The sequence below is a fragment of the Streptomyces sp. NPDC046759 genome, from assembly GCF_040645475.1.
Lineage (GTDB): Bacteria > Actinomycetota > Actinomycetes > Streptomycetales > Streptomycetaceae > Streptomyces.
The window spans coordinates 100,344-115,856 of sequence record NZ_JBEYYJ010000013.1 but is presented as its reverse complement, the minus strand read 5'-3'; the positions used below and the strand labels follow the sequence as shown (position 1 = coordinate 115,856).

Below are 15,513 nucleotides of genomic sequence, written 5' to 3'. Positions count from 1 at the left end.
TCAGCTGTCTTTCTGTCGGTTCACTGGTCGGAGGCGTCGGACTTGTCGACCCCGTCCCAGACATTCGCGTACCAGGGCCGGCGGGCGGACCTGAGGTCGGCGCGGGACTGCTTGGCCGCGCCCGGGTCGACCACCACGTACCCGGTCTCGCCGGGCATGACGTAGTGCAGCCGGAGCCGGATCTGCTGCTCGGCGTAGGAGTCGTCCTGCCAGCGCGCCTTGAGGTCGCGCAGCTGCTCGACCCGCTTGCGGTCCTGCTCCTGCTGCCGTTGCAGGTCGGAGATCTGCGCGCGCTGGGAGACGTACTGCCGCATCGGATAGGCGAGGGCGACGATCATCGAGCACAGCACCAGCGCCAGCAGCGCCGCCCGGCCGGTGAGCCGGGAGCGGCGGGCCTGCCGTCTGGTCTGGGAGCGGTAGACCCGGGCCGCCGTCTGCTCACCGAGCAGCCGCAGTCTGGTCGCGGTGGAGAAACGGTCCCGGTTCTTCACGGCCATCGGCTCTCCGCCTCCCCTTTCACGTGCGTACGTCCCCGGACACGGTACGGGACCGGATCCGGGGACGTACGTACGACTGGCTAAGACGTGGCCCGGGTCGGCTCAGCCCTTGAAGCGGGGGAAGGCCGAGCGGCCCGCGTACACCGCGGCGTCGTCGAGGATCTCCTCGATGCGCAGCAGCTGGTTGTACTTGGCGACGCGCTCGGAGCGGGCCGGGGCGCCGGTCTTGATCTGGCCGCAGTTGGTGGCGACGGCCAGGTCGGCGATGGTGACGTCCTCGGTCTCGCCGGAGCGGTGGGACATCATGCACTTGAAGCCGCTGCGCTGGGCGAGCTCCACGGCGTCCAGGGTCTCGGTCAGCGAACCGATCTGGTTGACCTTCACCAGCAGGGCGTTGGCAGTGCCCTCCTCGATGCCGCGGGCGAGGCGCTCGGGGTTGGTGACGAACAGGTCGTCGCCGACCAGCTGGACCTTGTCGCCGAGGCGGTCGGTGATGACCTTCCAGCCGGCCCAGTCGTCCTCGAACAGCGGGTCCTCGATGGAGACGAGCGGGTAGGCCGCGACGAGCTCCTCGTAGTACTCCGTCATCTCGGCGGCGGAGCGCTCCTTGCCCTCGAAGAGGTACTTGCCGTCCTTGTAGAACTCCGAGGCGGCGACGTCGAGGGCCAGGGCGATCTGCTCGCCGGGGGCGTAACCGGCCTCCTTGACGGCCTCCAGGATCAGGTCCAGGGCCTCGCGGTTGGAGCCGAGGTTCGGGGCGAAGCCGCCCTCGTCGCCGAGGCCGGTGGACAGGCCCTTGTTCTTCAGGACCTTCTTCAGGGTGTGGTAGACCTCGGCGCCCCAGCGCAGGGCCTCGGAGAAGGACTCCGCGCCGATCGGGGCGATCATGAACTCCTGGATGTCCACGTTGGAGTCCGCGTGCGAGCCGCCGTTGAGGATGTTCATCATCGGCACCGGCAGCAGGTGCGCGTTCGGGCCGCCCAGGTAGCGGAAGAGCGGGAGGTCGCTGGCCTCGGAGGCGGCGTGGGCGACGGCGAGGGAGACGCCGAGGATGGCGTTGGCGCCGAGCGAACCCTTGTTGTCGGTGGCGTCCAGGTCGAACATGGCCTGGTCGATCAGGCGCTGCTCGGTGGCGTCGTAGCCGACCAGTTCCGGGCCGATCTGCTCGATGACGGCGAGGACGGCCTTCTCGACGCCCTTGCCCTGGTAACGGTTGGGGTCACCGTCGCGCAGCTCGATGGCCTCGAAGGCGCCGGTCGAGGCGCCGGACGGGACGGCGGCACGACCCGTGCTGCCGTCGTCGAGGCCGACCTCGACCTCGACCGTGGGGTTGCCTCGGGAGTCCAGGATTTCCCGGGCTACGACGACGTCGATGGACGGCACGAGCATCTCCTTCTTGGGATGTGACGCTGGAAGTGCGGGGCGGGTGCCTTACGGCTGTGCCTTGCGACTAGAGCCTAACCGTCCCGGGGGCGTCGGCCACCGACCGACCGCCCCGTGGACAGGAGGGACACGCAGACGGTACCCATTGTTCACCAGCGGAACAAAGGGGGGTGGGGGTGAAGAACGGGAAAACGAAAGACCCCGCCCCGGCGCGTACGGGGGAACACGCGCCGGGGCGGGGGGTCCGCGGGGGACGGGGGTGGCCCTCACGGAGCCTTCGGTGTGGGGGGTGAGGGTGTGAGGGCGCTGCGGGTCCGTTCGGAGCCGGGAGCCACGTGCGCGGCCACCGGGCCGGGGATCACTTCAGGTGCAGCTGCTGGCCCGGGTAGATGAGGTCCGCGTCCTGAACGATGTCCTTGTTCAGCTTGAACAGCTTCTGCCAGCCGCCGGCGACGTGGTGCGTGGCGGCGATGGCGCTCAGGGTGTCGCCCTTGACGACCTTGTACTCGCCGTCACCCTTCTTGACCTTCTTGCCGGTCGGGGTGGTGACGGTTTTGCTCGCCTTCGGGGCCGTGCGCTGGGTGGAGCGGGTGGCGGCCTGCTGGCCGGTGGAGCGGGAGGTGGTGCCGGCGCTCGTGCTCTTGCTCGACGAGGTGCCCGTCGGGGCGGAGCCGTTGTAGGCGGCACCGGACAGGCCCGTGCCGCAGACCGGCCAGGCGCCCTTGCCCTGCGCGGCGAGGACCTTCTCGGCGACGGCTATCTGCTGCGCCTTGGTGGCCTGGTTGGCCTGCGCGGCGTAGGCGGTGCCGCCGTACGCGGCCCAGGTGGAGGCGGAGAACTGCAGACCGCCGTAGTAGCCGTTGCCGGTGTTGATGGACCAGTTGCCGCCCGACTCGCACTGGGCGACCGCGTCCCACTCGGAGGCGGTGGCGGCGGAGGCGTTGCCCGCCGCCATCAGCGGGGCGGCGACGGCGGCGCCGGTGACACCGGCGAGCGCGACGGCGCGGACGGCCTTGGACGGGCGACGGTGCTTGCCCTTGCCGGAGAACAGCATGGATCGATCCCCTCACCGACGCCTGCGAGGTGAGCTGTCGGGTTCGGGCCGGTTGAGTTGCCCGGCCGCACGCCCGCTTTCGCGAGCCGTGCGGCTTCACCCCTAGCCGGTTCCAGCGTCAACCGCTGGGCCCGGCGCTTACCTTGGGTCCCCCGCTCCTGCCTACGGCGCTTGACGCGACGACTGTTCCCGGGCAACCGCTGGCAGGATTCGGCGTTGCGGCTGCCGGGGCTCGTGGTGACGAGCGGTCCTGACCGTAGACATGCGATCGGCGGAATTTCAAAGACGATCAGGGCTTCTGAGACTCATCCCACACTTTCACCAAACCGGACATCAGTCACGAAGTGGGGCGTCAACTCGCGTTAGCCGTCGCCCTTTTCGCCCTCTACTTTCAGGGTCTGACCGGCGGTGATGCGGTTCGGGTCGGCACCGATGGCCTTCTTGTTGCCCTCGTAGAGCGCATGCCATCCGCCGTGGACGCCAAGGGAGTCGGCGATGGAGGCGAGGGAGTCGCCCTCGCGGACCGTATAGGTGTCCGGCCCCTGGCCGGCGTGCCGACCCGAAGACGGTGCGTTCTGACCGTTTGTCGCGCTTTCGTCCGCACTCGTGCCGCGGTGACGTCCGCCGCTGCCGAGGGCTCCGGTGTCGATGAGACTCCAAGAACCGGCACTCTGCTGGTAATTGTCCGAGTTGTCGACATCGGGTGCCGCTGTGGACGAGCTGTCACCCCCCTGTGACCCTCCACCGTCGGACGAACCGGACTTGCCGCTCTTGTCGGACTCGGGGGTCGCGGTCCCGGTCCCGGCGGAGCCACCGGCCGCGTCGGGGGTTCCGGTGGCCTCGGGGGTTCCGGTGACACCTTCGCTCGGACTCGGGGCCGGCGTGGTGCTCGCCTCCGAGCCGGCGGAGCTCGAACCGGAAGAGTCGGATCCGGAAGAGTCCGTGGCGGCACCGGCGTTGGAGCCGGAACCGGTCCCGGAGTCAGAGCCGGGACCGGAGTCCGAGGACGAATCCGGCAGACCGGACGAGTCGGAACCGCCTCCCGAGCCGGACGTGTCCCCCGGGCCGCCGACGCCGGTGTCGACGTCGGCCGAAGCCGAGCCGGAGGTCAGTCCGGAGAGCAGGGCGCAGGTGGTCCACGGCTTGGTCCCCTGGTCCGCGAGGATCTTCTCGGCGACCGCTATCTGCTGGTTGCGGCTGGCCTGGTCGGCGCTCTGCGCGTACTGCGTGCCGCCGTACCTGTCCCAGTCGTCCTGCGAGATCTGCAGGCCGCCGTAGTAGCCGTTGCCGGTGTCCGCGCTCCACGAACCACCGCTCTCACACTCGGCGACCTTGTCCCACGTGGTGCCGTCGGCGGCGTTGGCGCTCGCGGCGCCGAGCAGCGGGATGGCGATGGCCGAGCCGGTCACTCCGGCAGCGACGAGGAGGGCCGGAGCCTGACGGGGGCGACGGTGACGACCGTTCCCGGAGAGCATGCGGATGCCTTTCGTGCGACAGCGGGGTCGCGCGGCGAACTGCTGTTCGTCGCCACGCTGATGGGTGAACGTATCGGCAGACGATCACTTGTCACAAGTTAATGCCGCGCAGATCACGTGAAGATCACAAAGTTGAACTGCTGTCATGTTTACGGTTCTACGACCTCCGGGGCGCCCTTCTCGGGCGTGTCTCCGGCGGCCGGAGTGAACTCCACGGGCAGGGTGCGCAGGCCCCGCATGATGAGTCCGCCACGCCATCTCAGATCGGCCGGATCGACGGCGAGCCGCAGGTCGGGCAGCCGGGTGAGCAGGGCGGCGAGTGCGGTCTGGCCCTCCAGGCGGGCGAGCGGCGCGCCGAGGCAGTAGTGGATGCCGTGGCCGTAACCGAGGTGCTGGTTGTCGCGGCGGGCGAGGTCGAGCACGTCCGGGTCGGCGAACCGCTGCGGGTCCCGGTCCGCCGCCGCGAGCACCACGAGCACCGGGTCCCCGGGCGCGATGTCCTGCCCGCCGACGGTGAGCGGTTCGGTGGCGAACCGCCAGGTGGCCAGCTCCACCGGGCCGTCGTAGCGCAGGAGTTCCTCCACGCCGCTCTCCAGGAGGTCCCTTTCCCGCCCGGCCAGGGACTCCTGGAGGCGCTCGCGCTGGACGGGGTGGGTGAGCAGGGCGTACATGCCGTTGCCGATCAGGTTCACGGTGGTCTCGAAACCGGCGAACAGCAGGATGAAGGCCATCGCCGCGGCCTCGTTCTCGGTGAGGTGCTCACCGTGGTCCGAGGCGCGGATCAGGCCCGAGATCAGGTCCTCGCCGGGCGCGGGCTCGCCGGGCAGCGCCTCGCGCTTCTTGTGGATCAGCTCGGCGAGGTAGCCGCGCATCTTCTTCACCGACCGCGCGACCCCGCCGCGCGGCCCTCCGCCGTGCCGGATCATCATGCCCGCCCAGTCGCGGAAGTCGTCCTGGTCCTCGCGCGGGACGCCGAGCATGTCACAGATGGCGTAGATGGGCAGCGGGAAGGCGAACTCGTGGATGAGATCCGCCGAGCCCCTGGCCGCGAACCCGTCGATGAGCCGGTCGGTCAGCTCCTGCACCCGCGGCGCGAACTCGGCGACCCGGCGCGGGGTGAACGCCTTGCTGACCAGCCGGCGCAGCCGGGTGTGGTCCGGCGGGTCGATGTTCAGCAGATGGGTCATCAGCTCGGCCTTGCGCTCACCGGGGATGCCGGTCCTGCCCTTGGCGTGCGCGGGCTCGTCGTGATGCGCCGGGTTCTTGCTGAGCCGCTGGTCGGCGAGGGCCTGCTTGGCGTCGGCGTACCGGGTGACCAGCCAAGCCTCCACCCCGCTGGGCAGCCGCGTCCGGTGCACCGGCGCGTGCTCGCGCAGCCAGGCGTAGGCCGGGTAGGGGTCGGTGGCGAACTCCCAGGTGAAGAGCGCGGGGGCGGGGGCGGATGCCGTCGGGGGGTGGGGCTGGTCGGTCACTCCTCGACGGTATCCGGATCCGGGTGGGCCTCGGCGTCCCGGTGCCCGCCGCCGGCCTCGGGTATCACCTCGGGCGCGACCCCCTCCGCCTCCCGGATGGCGCTCCGGTACGCGCGCGCCGCCGCACGCAGGGCCGCCTCCGGGTCCACGCCCTCCGCCTCGGCACGGGCCGCCAGCGCCAGCAGCTGATAGCCGATGCCCTCGCCCTGCGGGAGCGGCACGTCGAGGCCCGCCGTACGCGCGCGGGAGGCGAGCTTGGCGGCGAGGGCCAGGCCGGGCTGGCCGAGCGGAACGCCCTCCGTGACCGAGGCGCGCCGCTTCTCCTCGGCCTTGGTGCGCAGCCAGTGCGCCTTGACGTCCTCCGGCGTCTCGGCCTTCTCGTCCCCGAAGACGTGCGGGTGACGGTGGACGAGCTTGGCGACGATGCCGCCGGCCACGTCGTCGACGGAGAACGGCGCCTCCGGGTGCTCCTCGGCGATCCGGGAGTGGAAGACGACCTGGAGCAGGACGTCGCCCAGCTCTTCGCGCAGTTCCTCACGGTCGCCGGCCTCGATCGCCTCGACCAGTTCGTACGCCTCCTCGATGCCGTACTTGACGAGGCCCTCGTGGGTCTGCCTCGACGACCAGGGGCACTCGGCACGGATGCGGTCCATGACCTGGACGAGGTCCAGCAGGCGGGCACCGGGCAGGTCGTAGGAGGCCGGCAGCAGCTCCAGCTGCGGCATGGCGACGCGACCGGAGCCGGCCAGCCGGGCCAGGCCGTCGGTGAGCGCGGGCTCCCCCTCGCCGGTGGCCACGACCACCACCGTCCGCCCGCCTGCGCAGGCGTCGACCAGCTCCTGCGCGGTGGGGGACGCCTGCTCCACCGCTATGCCGGCCTCGCGCAGATACGGCAGCTGCGGATGCGCTCCGTCCGCGCACAGCACGCAGTCGGCGGCGCGCAGGGCCTGCCAGGCGGGCCAGGACAGCAGGCCGGGGGCGACCCGGTGGCTGGTGGTGAGCAGGACGATGTGCCCGGGGCCGGCGGCGGGGGCGTCGGAGCTGGATGCGTTCACGATCCGAACGTAACCCACGGCGGCGGGGAGCGGATTCGGTTGTCCACAGGGCAGGGACGACCGTGTGATCGTATGACCGGCGTCGGCCCGGTCCCCGGGACCGGCTCGCTCCCGTGCCGTACCGTTCCGGCGCCCCGCTGCCGTACCGTTCCGGCGCCCCGGGAGCCCCGCTGCCGTACCGTTCTGGAGCCCGGCGCGGCCGCGCTACGCCGTCACCGGCTGACCGCCCGCCGCGGTGGTGACCTCCCGGATCCAGGGCGTCTTGGCGTCCACACGGCTGCTCTTCCGCACGTCCCAGGTGCCGTAGCGCGGGTTGAGGTCGATGCGCAGTTCCCCGGAGGCCTTGGACAGTGCCTTCCAGAAGGCGGGCTGGCTGGTGTCCGTGCCGAGCTCCTTGGCCAGCTTCTGCGCCTCCAGCTGGAGCCGGAGGTTGTCGTCGAGGCGGGCCGGGGCGATGCCGTACTTCTGCAGCCAGGCGGTCTGCAGGCCCTTGGCGCCGCCGGCCTGCTGCTCCAGGTCGGTGCGCATCTCCTGGACCTCCCTGGGGGTGACCGTGATGCCCGCGTCCTGAGCGGCACGGTGCAGCACCCGGTCGAGGACCATGTTGTGCAGGGTGTCCCGGGTCAGACTGCTGGTGGAGGCGAGGACCTGCTGGTACTGGGACTCGTCCGGCACCGCGGCGCGCTGTGCCCTGCGGACCTCGGCGACCCGGCTCTCCAGCTGCGAGACGGTGATCCGCTGCCCGCCGACGACGGCCGCGGCGCCCGGATGCGCATCGTGTCCGCAGGCGGTCAGCAGGGGTGCCGCGGCGGCGATCGCGGCGGTGAGGACGAGCGCGGTGCGACGGCGGCGGTGCAAGGAAACCTCCAACGGGGAGATTGTGCGACGGTGCACAAAGTCTTGCGGTGATCGATGGTAGGCAGTGGGCAGGCCGCGGCCAACCCATTCGACCAACGATTCGCGCGCGCATCGGGCACCGCCGCGCCACGGGTCGTTCCCGGACGGCGCCTTTCGGTCACTCCCGTGCGTTCACCGCGCGCTCGACGGCGTCCGCGACGCCGGCCCGCAGGCCGTCACCGGGGGCGACGGTGGCCACGTTCCGCCCCGTGTGCCCCCCGCCGACGAGGACGAAGTCGACCTTCTGGAAGCGCGGTGCGGCCTGCTGCGCCGACGTGACCTCGGCCGGGCCGGCGGCGAGGACGACCTCACAGGAGCGCTGGAGGAGGCTGTTGAGGAACGGACGCGCACGACCGGCGCTCTGCTTCCCCGTCACCGGGGCGTAGCTCACGCGCGCGTGCGTCTTCAGAGAGGCGTCCTGCATCCCCTGCCAGACCTGGGCGGCGGTGGTTCCCGCCGTGATGCCCTTGTCGTCGGTCAGCAGGCAGGCGTCGGTCTCCGTGTAGCGGCGTGCGCGGGTGTCGGGAATGGGCGGACGGCCGTCGTCGTGCCCGAAGAACAGCACGCCGGCCGCGGTCAGCCCGGCACAGGCGAGCAGGACGCCCGCCACCAGCCACAGGGTGCGCCCGGGCAGCGCACGCAGCCATGTGACGGCCGCGCGCCCCACGGCGCCGAGCCGCCCGGTCGCCTCCGTCTGCGCCGACCGCGTCTGCGCCACCTGTCTGACCCGCTTCGCCACTGTCGCCCAGCCCGCTCTCGTGCTCTGCTCTCGCCCCGACGCCCCTGCAGCGTCGGGCTCAGCTCGGATCCGTCCGCCGGGGCCACGCCTTCCACGCGTTCCACGCGTGCAGCGAGGCGCCCACCACGGACAGAAGGATCAGCGCCACGTCGGCCGCGAACACGGGTCCGTGCGTGGTGTCCGGCGTCAGTTCGAGCTCGGCGACCCAGGCCGCGAGGACCGCGCTGAACGCGCCGAAGGCCCACCAGTCGGTGCGGGCGCCCCGCAGCAGGGCGAGGACGAGGGACGGCAGGGGGCAGAGCAGTCCGAAGCTGACCACGGGCAGGGCGGCGAAGACCGCCCGTACGGCGAACGACCGAAGCGGCGGCCTGACGCCGGCAGCCTCCATGCCCTGCACCTCCATGTCCGTCCCTCTCTCCGACGTCGGCGCCCGGCTCAGCCGGTGATCGCGACGGGCCCGTCCCACGCGTCACGGTCCACGGTGATCGTGTAGCCGTTGCGCGTCTCCTTGCTGTTCACCATGTACTGGTGACCACGGCTGTGGTCGGTGAACTGGGTGGAACCCCACGGCCAGTCCGTGGTCGTGGTGTACTGCTTGTCCCACAGCGCGTACCACAGGTTGCCCGGCAGGTCCGTCTTGTCCGCGGCGGTGGCGATCGCCTTGGCGCTGGAGCTGGTGAAGCCGTAGAAGCCGGGGCGGTAGATCTTGGCGCGCAGTTCCTTGTCGAAGGCCCGCACGTACGTCAGCACGGCGTCGTTGCACGACGTGTTGCTGACGTCGTACGGCTCCATGTCGAGGAAGACCGGGCTGCCGGCCTTCATCCCGAGACCCGACGCCTTGGACACCGCGTCGTCCGCGTCCGTCTTGCCGAGGGAGGCGGCGGTGGTGGCGGTGAGCTTCTCCGGGTTGGAGCCGGACTGGCAGGGCGGCTGGGCGCCGACGTAGATCGGAATGAGCTTCCAGCCGGTCGAGTCGACCGACTTCACCCAGGAGGCGGTGAGGTTGGGCTGGCTGCACCCTCGGTTCTTGCCGCCGATGTAGACCGCCGCCGCGCCGTAGAAGCCGGTGTGCCAGGCCTTCATCGCGCTCAGGGACGGGGCGGCGCAGGTGTCGAACGCGTGGCCCGTGAAGGTCCTCTGCGCCGGCCAGGACGTGGCTGCCATCGAGGCCTGCGCCGCGATCCCGGCGCCGGCCACGACGGCGGCGCCCGCCGTCGCCCAGGCGATGTAACGGCCCTTCTTGGACAGCCGATGGCTGGACATCCCCACCCCATTCCTGATGACGACTCATGTGCGCGGCACGCCAGGGTCGTCGAAAGACGCTGTGCACTCGGGCGGGGCGCTTGACGCGCACACGGCGCCCGGAGCGGATCGCACCGTAACCGACGCCGCCACCAGGCCCGGAAAACCCCGGCCCTCGGGAGTCACAAGATCTCCTCAAGGCGCGGCAAAGATTCAGGGCCGGGTGGAACCTTTGCCCGGTCTTCGGATCTTCGGTCACCTTTCCGGCCGCCCACCGACGGGACGCCGCGCTCCTTTAACCTTTCCCCACGTTCTCCGCCTCTCTGCCGCGGAGAACCTGGAGGGGTGGGATGGAAAGACGACTGGAAGCCGGCTGGATCCAGAGAATCGCCTGGTCTGCCTTGGTCTGGGTCTCCTTCGGCCTGTTGGCCTGGGTTCCGTTCCTGTACGTGGCGATCCGCCGCAGACGGCCCTCGGACTGGGGGGCGTTCGCGGCGTTCGCCTTCTACGAGGTGGTGACCCTGCCGTGGGCGGCCGTCCGCAGTGGCGGGAACGGCGACCCGGTGCTCGGCGCGGCCGCACTTCTGACGTGGCTGATCGCCACGGCCATGCTCCTGTTCGCCGTCTTCGACCAGCGCACACCGAGGCCGGTGCCGGTCCAGCCGATCCACCCGGCACCGCCCGGGCAGCCGTACGGGTACCACCCCTACGGGCGTTGACGAGGAGCGGGCCCCGCAGACCGGCACGGCCGGGGGCCCGCCCCGTCTCACGCCCTGCGGGTGCGGCGCACGATCCGTACCGCGGGCCAGGCGAGGAGGCCCGTCAGGCCCCAGAGGAACACCGAGAGCCCGATCCACGCGCCGACACCGGTCTGCGGATCGTTGCCGAACGCGGTGACCGAGAGGGCGACGAAGGCACAGACCACGGTGAGCAGACCGAGGACGATCAACGCCGCCGTCTGTCCGGCCGTGCGGCGCACGGGGGCGGGGGGCGGGGACGACACGTCTCTCCCGGCGGGTGCCGCTGCCGCCGTCTCGGGCCGGGGCCGGTTCTGCCGAGGGGGCAGCCGTACCACGGCCGCGGGCGGCACAGCCGCGTCGACGACCGCCAGGGTGTGCGTGTCGACGCCGTACAGCCCCGGCTCCAGGTCGACGGAGATGCCGTCGGTACCGATGAGCCGGCGTGCGCCGTCGGGCCAGTTCAGCACGGCGGCACAGGCCCGGTAGAGCACCGTCGCCGCCCGCTGCCTGCCGTCCCGCTCCGTGCACGTCAGGCTGACGCCCTCGTCGCCCACGACCAGGGCGGTGCCACCGTCGCCCGCTTGCTCGAAGCGCCGTCCGGTGACGGCGTACGGGGAACTCGTCGGGGCCTCGGTGTACCCCGCCCAGTCGGCGGTGTGTCCCGAGGGCACCTGCATCAGGGACGTGCCCGCGGCCTCCACGGCCACCGCGTGCACCTGCAGCGGCGTCACCGCCCACAGTTCGGCGCGCAGGTCGTCGAGGCCGCGCGGCGGCCGCCCGGCGAGCAGGTCCTCCGCGAGGCCCGGCAGCCGCCGGGCGGCCGCCTCGGGCGCGGTCAGCGCCGAGTCGGCGCGGCCGCGCACCGCATCCAGGTCGGCCTGCGCGATCCGGCCCACCTGGAGTCCGGCGAGGACGTCGACGAAACCGCCGAGCACCGCGTCCTGACGGTCCGGCAGCGCGTCGGCGAACGCCGTCACGGTCGCGAAGCCGTCCCGGCGTGCGGAGTAGTCGGTCGCCGCCGTGTAGGAGTAGCCGCCCTCCTGGCGCAGGGCGCGCGACAGTTCGCGGTCCAGGACACCGGCGTACAGCCGGGCCGCGGTCGTGTCGGTGACGACGGCGTCCAGCAGGACGCCGCCCTTGCCGTCGGAGAAGTAGGCGGGGGTGACCGGCAGGGCGGAGGTCACCGCCGGCATGGCACGGCGCACCCCGGCGGGCAGCTTCAGCGACAGGCCGTAGGGCATCCGCTCGCCGGCGATCCAGAGGACGGCGTTGTCGTGCGTGAACCACGTCTGCGCCCACTGCCGCACGTCGTCCGGGCGCAGGTTGCGCACGCCCCACTCCGGGCAGGCGACCAGGCCGTACCCCTGTGCCCCGTAGCGCCACAGCGGCAGTTGGCCCGGCTCCCGGCGGGACTCCTCGGTGCGCAGGATCTCCTTCTCGGTCTCCAGCCGTTCCATGGGCAGGCCGGCGAGGGAGGCGCACACAGCGGTGAGATAGGCGACGATCTCGTGTTCTGCGCCCTCCACGTGGAAGTGCGTGAACGCGGCCTTGGTGGCGCCGTTGAAGTGGTAGTCGGCCAGCCCTTGGCGGTGCAGCGCGAGATGCTCCACCAGGTGGGTGACGCCGGCCCCGGCCAGCGACTCGTCGGCGACGCCGACGCGGAAGACGAGTCCGGCCCGCATCGGCCCCGCGGCGTACGCGAAGAGGGTGGGTATGCCGTCGACCTCGGTGTGGTGGACGGCGGCCTGGGGGTTCATCTTCGGCCTCTGTTCATCGGTGTCCCGTCTGGGTCGGGGCGGTCAGCCTCGGGCGAGGGCGGCGTCACGGTGCCGGACGTAGGACTCGGCGGGCTTGCCGAGATAGCTCCACGGATACTCCGACGCCAGACCGCCCAGCGCCCGGAAGTGCACGGCGGCGCTCGCGGTGTCCCCCATCAGGGAGAACAACGCCGCGAAGGCCCCCTGCACGGTGACCCATCCATGGGGGCGGCCGAACTGCGGGTGGAGCACGGACCGGGCGGCCGCCTCGGTGAGTTCGGCGTGCACGTGCGGCCGGTGCAGATACTCGGTACGGGCCTCGGACTTCAGGTCCAGCCAGTGCTCGATGTGCGCCTCGGCCACCAGTCCGCCGTTCAGGGTGCCGTCCGGGGCGCCGAGCATGCACTCCCGGGCGAATCCGTGCGCCTCCTCCCAGCTTCCGCCCCACTTGGGGCACAGCTGCTGGAGCAGGCGTGCCTGCCCCGTGAAGTGACCGGGGTGGTACTTCGCCAGCCGGTCGTACCGTCGCCGCGCCTCGTTCCTGCCCAACTGCAGTCCCCGGGCGGTGTTGAGGCGTTCGGCCCAGGCGGCGTCGTAGGACGGGTCGAGGGCGGTGGCGCGGATGAGCAGCTGTTCCGCGTCGCGCAGGTGGGCGTGGAACCGGGCGAACTGTTCCCAGGTCACGTTCTTGGCGCGCGCCGAGGTCCTGATGCCCCAGCCGATGTCGACCTCGCGGGCGCCCAGCACGGTCAGGGCGAACACGTCGTACGGATCGGCGGCGACCTGCTCCCGCAACGACTGCTCGACGCCGGGTGTCTCCGCCAGCACGCGGACGACGAACGCCCGGTCCGTGCCCTGCGGGAGGCCGTCGACGTACTGGCGTACGGCCGTCCAGTCCGACGCGGCGGCGACCTGACGCAACCAAGCCACTTCCGGGAAGGCGGAGGCCAGCTCGAAGTCGGGCGGCGGCAGGGGAGAGCGAAGCGACATGCCGCGGATATTAGGCGAGGCCTGTGACAACACGGCCACCGGGCGAATCCGCACGTCGGCGGCACGGGCTCGACCATTCCTTGACCATTTTCAGGCCCGGCGGACACCTCTGGTTAACCATGTCTCCATAGCGTCCGCGCTTCCCGTCCGGCGCATCACTCCTGGTGTCCGGAAATCGCCGTTTTCACGGCCCACCGAGTCCCGGAGTCCCCATGGCACTGAACGCCCGCCGCAACCGCCAACTCCACGAGGCGGTGGCTCCGTTGCTGCTGCGGGGCGAGCAGGTGGAACTCACCAGCCTGGCCGGCGTCGGCTCGGTCTCGGTGCGCAGGCAGGCCCTCACCGCGGCGGTGGTCGGCGTGGTCACCGCGGGCACGGTCGTCGCGACCGTCAGGCCGCGCCCGCTGTACATGGTCCTGACCGACCAGCGGATCCTCTTCTTCGACGGCAACCGCGGCGGAAAGCCGGGCCCGCTCGTGCTGAACCTGCCCCGGCCGTACGTCACCGCGGGCAACTCGAAGAAGGCGTTCCTCGGCCTGCAGTACGTCACCCATCTGACGGTGGCGGGCCAGGAGAAGGGGCTGAAGGTCACGTTTCCCGTACAGCACCGGGGTGACGGGCCGCGGCTGGCGGAGGCTCTGCCGGTGACCCGGTGAGGAACGCGCCGGTGACGGCGGTCGCCAGCCCTCAGTCCTCGATCGGCTCCAAGCGGATGGGATCAGCACCGCCCAGATAGAGCATGCATCCCGCGTCCTCCTGGTCGGTGTGCTCAGGGGGAATCACGTAGATTCCCGCCGTGGGCGCGGGAGCCCAGCCCAGGTCGCGCGGAGGGTCGTACTCCTCGTAATGCCCGACATGCAGGCGCGTCGGCGGAATGGAAAACGTGCAGACATCCCCGGGGCGGAGCTCGGACACCGCCGGTTCGAGCCGGTAGGGAACCCACTCCGGATCGAACTCGCCTCGGGGCAGCGAACAGGTTCCGTTCCAGCGGAAATTCGCGGATTCGTCGATCGACCTCCATGGCCATTCCAGCGTGACGTACCGCGAGTTCACGGCGACGACCCGCGCACTTGCCGGCTCACAGGAGACAATGACTTCGCTGCCGTCCTGAGGAAACATATCTCGCCACCACTGATTCGGGCCATAACGGAGCTGGAGGCAGGTGTGGAGGCCACTGACGGTGAGACCGCATTGAAGTCATTAACCAGGGGTAAGTCCCTCATTATCCCAGCCCGTTGCGGCCAGAGATCACCCGACGGCAAGGCCCCACCCGCCGATAACCCAAGGTCCGGCACCCAACGGCGCCGAACCTGTGTGGCCCTTACCTAAGGAAACAGCTCACCTGACTCCAAACCCAAAGCAACAGGCAGCTTTGCCAGGCCCACCAGCAGGCAGACTGATCATTGCGTCAATCGACAATGCCAGCGTCCTCATTGGTGTAATAAACCTCGATCAAGCGCGCGTACACCCGTGCGAAGCTCTCGCTTCTGGCGAGGACAGCGGCTGAATCCTCACTGGCGATCGCGTCAAGCCCACGAAGCTCGGCCTCCAGGGCGCTGAGATCAACCTCGTCCCAGCTGTCAGCGAGATGATCTTCCTCTCCCATCCCTACATGCGCCTCAGCGAGTTCATCAGCCCTCTCGAGTGCAGCGGTCAGCGCACTTGCATCATCAGGCGCCTGGAGGAAATCGAGAACCTCCGTTGCAAAGACCATGTGATCGACGATTTCCGTCTGAAATGCCGGCCCTTCGGGGACACTGGCTTCGAGGGCGCCATCGAGATCCTCGCGAAGCCCCTCGAGATCCACATGTCCAACATCGCCGCGAGCCAGACTCTTCGCCACCTCAACCACTCGCGCCAACACTTGCTGCTCTCGCTCGAACCACGGAGAGAACTTTGGATCGCGATGAATGCTGCAGTAACGCACGAGCAGAAGCGCTCCGACCATCAGCTTTCCGTTCGCATCAAGTCGCGAAACACGATCGACCACTTCAGGAATGTCCGTCACGGCGAAAACATCCTCTCACCCAGATAGCTGAAGAAACCATTCGCATACGTCTTCACGCGCCCTGGGAATGTCTGACCTTCGAGAGATCCACCCAAGTCGCGGATCAGCGTTGCCGTCAAGACGCCCAGAACCCCCGTCGTATGAACACTCCGACGGGGGTTCTGCAGGGCAAGGGAATCCCGCCCACCGTCCGCCGGAAATCTG

At 70.5% G+C, this 15,513-nt stretch carries 16 protein-coding genes and 1 riboswitch; of the genes, 2 read left to right on the top strand and 14 right to left on the bottom strand.

The window, feature by feature from the left end; genetic code table 11:
• Positions 1-20 precede the first annotated feature (20 nt).
• From ABZ919_RS19375 to ABZ919_RS19330, 10 genes are all read right to left on the bottom strand, one after another.
• On the bottom strand, positions 21-497 hold the full coding sequence (locus ABZ919_RS19375) for a septum formation initiator family protein (protein WP_361249010.1): 477 nt from the start codon (positions 495-497) through the stop codon (positions 21-23).
• A gap of 102 nt (positions 498-599) precedes the next feature.
• A complete protein-coding gene (gene eno, locus ABZ919_RS19370) occupies positions 600-1,886 on the bottom strand; it encodes a phosphopyruvate hydratase (protein ID WP_361249007.1) in 1,287 nt (428 codons plus the stop codon).
• Between the two features lie 352 nt (positions 1,887-2,238).
• The gene (locus tag ABZ919_RS19365) at positions 2,239-2,934 is read right to left on the bottom strand and encodes a transglycosylase family protein (RefSeq protein ID WP_361249004.1); all 696 of its coding nucleotides are present in this window, start codon (positions 2,932-2,934) and stop codon (positions 2,239-2,241) included.
• 4 nt (positions 2,935-2,938) lie between these two features.
• Positions 2,939-3,114: riboswitch (cyclic di-AMP (ydaO/yuaA leader) on the bottom strand.
• A 182-nt stretch (positions 3,115-3,296) separates the two neighbouring features.
• Positions 3,297-4,409 carry a transglycosylase family protein gene (locus tag ABZ919_RS19360; RefSeq protein ID WP_361249002.1) on the bottom strand — a complete coding sequence of 371 codons (1,113 nt, stop codon included), beginning with the start codon at positions 4,407-4,409 and terminating at the stop codon, positions 3,297-3,299.
• A gap of 149 nt (positions 4,410-4,558) precedes the next feature.
• Positions 4,559-5,881 (bottom strand): cytochrome P450, encoded by a 1,323-nt coding sequence (locus tag ABZ919_RS19355; protein ID WP_361249000.1) that lies wholly within the window; start codon positions 5,879-5,881, stop codon positions 4,559-4,561.
• Positions 5,878-6,936 (bottom strand): nucleoside triphosphate pyrophosphohydrolase, encoded by a 1,059-nt coding sequence (locus tag ABZ919_RS19350; RefSeq protein ID WP_361248997.1) that lies wholly within the window; start codon positions 6,934-6,936, stop codon positions 5,878-5,880. The genes ABZ919_RS19355 and ABZ919_RS19350 overlap by 4 nt, the downstream gene beginning before the upstream one ends.
• A 204-nt stretch (positions 6,937-7,140) precedes the next feature.
• Complete coding sequence (locus ABZ919_RS19345) at positions 7,141-7,794, bottom strand: SurA N-terminal domain-containing protein (RefSeq protein ID WP_361249230.1); 654 nt, start codon at positions 7,792-7,794, stop codon at positions 7,141-7,143.
• 157 nt (positions 7,795-7,951) lie between these two features.
• Positions 7,952-8,551, bottom strand: coding sequence for a hypothetical protein (locus ABZ919_RS19340; protein ID WP_361248994.1), 600 nt, complete (start codon positions 8,549-8,551; stop codon positions 7,952-7,954).
• Positions 8,552-8,630: 79 nt separating this feature from the next.
• A complete protein-coding gene (locus ABZ919_RS19335) occupies positions 8,631-8,960 on the bottom strand; it encodes a hypothetical protein (protein WP_361248992.1) in 330 nt (109 codons plus the stop codon).
• Between the two features lie 47 nt (positions 8,961-9,007).
• Positions 9,008-9,835, bottom strand: coding sequence for a glycoside hydrolase domain-containing protein (locus ABZ919_RS19330; RefSeq protein WP_361248990.1), 828 nt, complete (start codon positions 9,833-9,835; stop codon positions 9,008-9,010).
• 329 nt (positions 9,836-10,164) lie between these two features.
• On the opposite strand from ABZ919_RS19330, the gene ABZ919_RS19325 reads away from it, so the two are divergent.
• Positions 10,165-10,533 carry a hypothetical protein gene (locus ABZ919_RS19325; protein WP_361248987.1) on the top strand — a complete coding sequence of 123 codons (369 nt, stop codon included), beginning with the start codon at positions 10,165-10,167 and terminating at the stop codon, positions 10,531-10,533.
• A 47-nt stretch (positions 10,534-10,580) separates the two neighbouring features.
• On the opposite strand, the gene ABZ919_RS19320 is transcribed toward ABZ919_RS19325, so the two are convergent.
• Both ABZ919_RS19320 and ABZ919_RS19315 read right to left on the bottom strand, forming a co-directional pair.
• Positions 10,581-12,311, bottom strand: coding sequence for an insulinase family protein (locus ABZ919_RS19320; RefSeq protein WP_361248984.1), 1,731 nt, complete (start codon positions 12,309-12,311; stop codon positions 10,581-10,583).
• A gap of 42 nt (positions 12,312-12,353) precedes the next feature.
• Positions 12,354-13,301 carry a hypothetical protein gene (locus ABZ919_RS19315; RefSeq protein WP_361248981.1) on the bottom strand — a complete coding sequence of 316 codons (948 nt, stop codon included), beginning with the start codon at positions 13,299-13,301 and terminating at the stop codon, positions 12,354-12,356.
• Between the two features lie 212 nt (positions 13,302-13,513).
• Between ABZ919_RS19315 and ABZ919_RS19310 the strand changes: the two genes are divergently transcribed.
• On the top strand, positions 13,514-13,957 hold the full coding sequence (locus ABZ919_RS19310) for a hypothetical protein (protein WP_361248978.1): 444 nt from the start codon (positions 13,514-13,516) through the stop codon (positions 13,955-13,957).
• A gap of 31 nt (positions 13,958-13,988) precedes the next feature.
• Here the strand turns inward: ABZ919_RS19310 and ABZ919_RS19305 are convergent, their stop codons facing one another.
• Together ABZ919_RS19305 and ABZ919_RS19300 are read right to left on the bottom strand one after the other, a co-directional pair.
• Entirely contained in the window at positions 13,989-14,420 is a 432-nt protein-coding gene (locus ABZ919_RS19305; RefSeq protein ID WP_361248975.1) for a hypothetical protein, read from the bottom strand.
• 289 nt (positions 14,421-14,709) lie between these two features.
• Positions 14,710-15,309 carry a hypothetical protein gene (locus ABZ919_RS19300; RefSeq protein WP_361248973.1) on the bottom strand — a complete coding sequence of 200 codons (600 nt, stop codon included), beginning with the start codon at positions 15,307-15,309 and terminating at the stop codon, positions 14,710-14,712.
• Positions 15,310-15,513 lie beyond the last annotated feature (204 nt).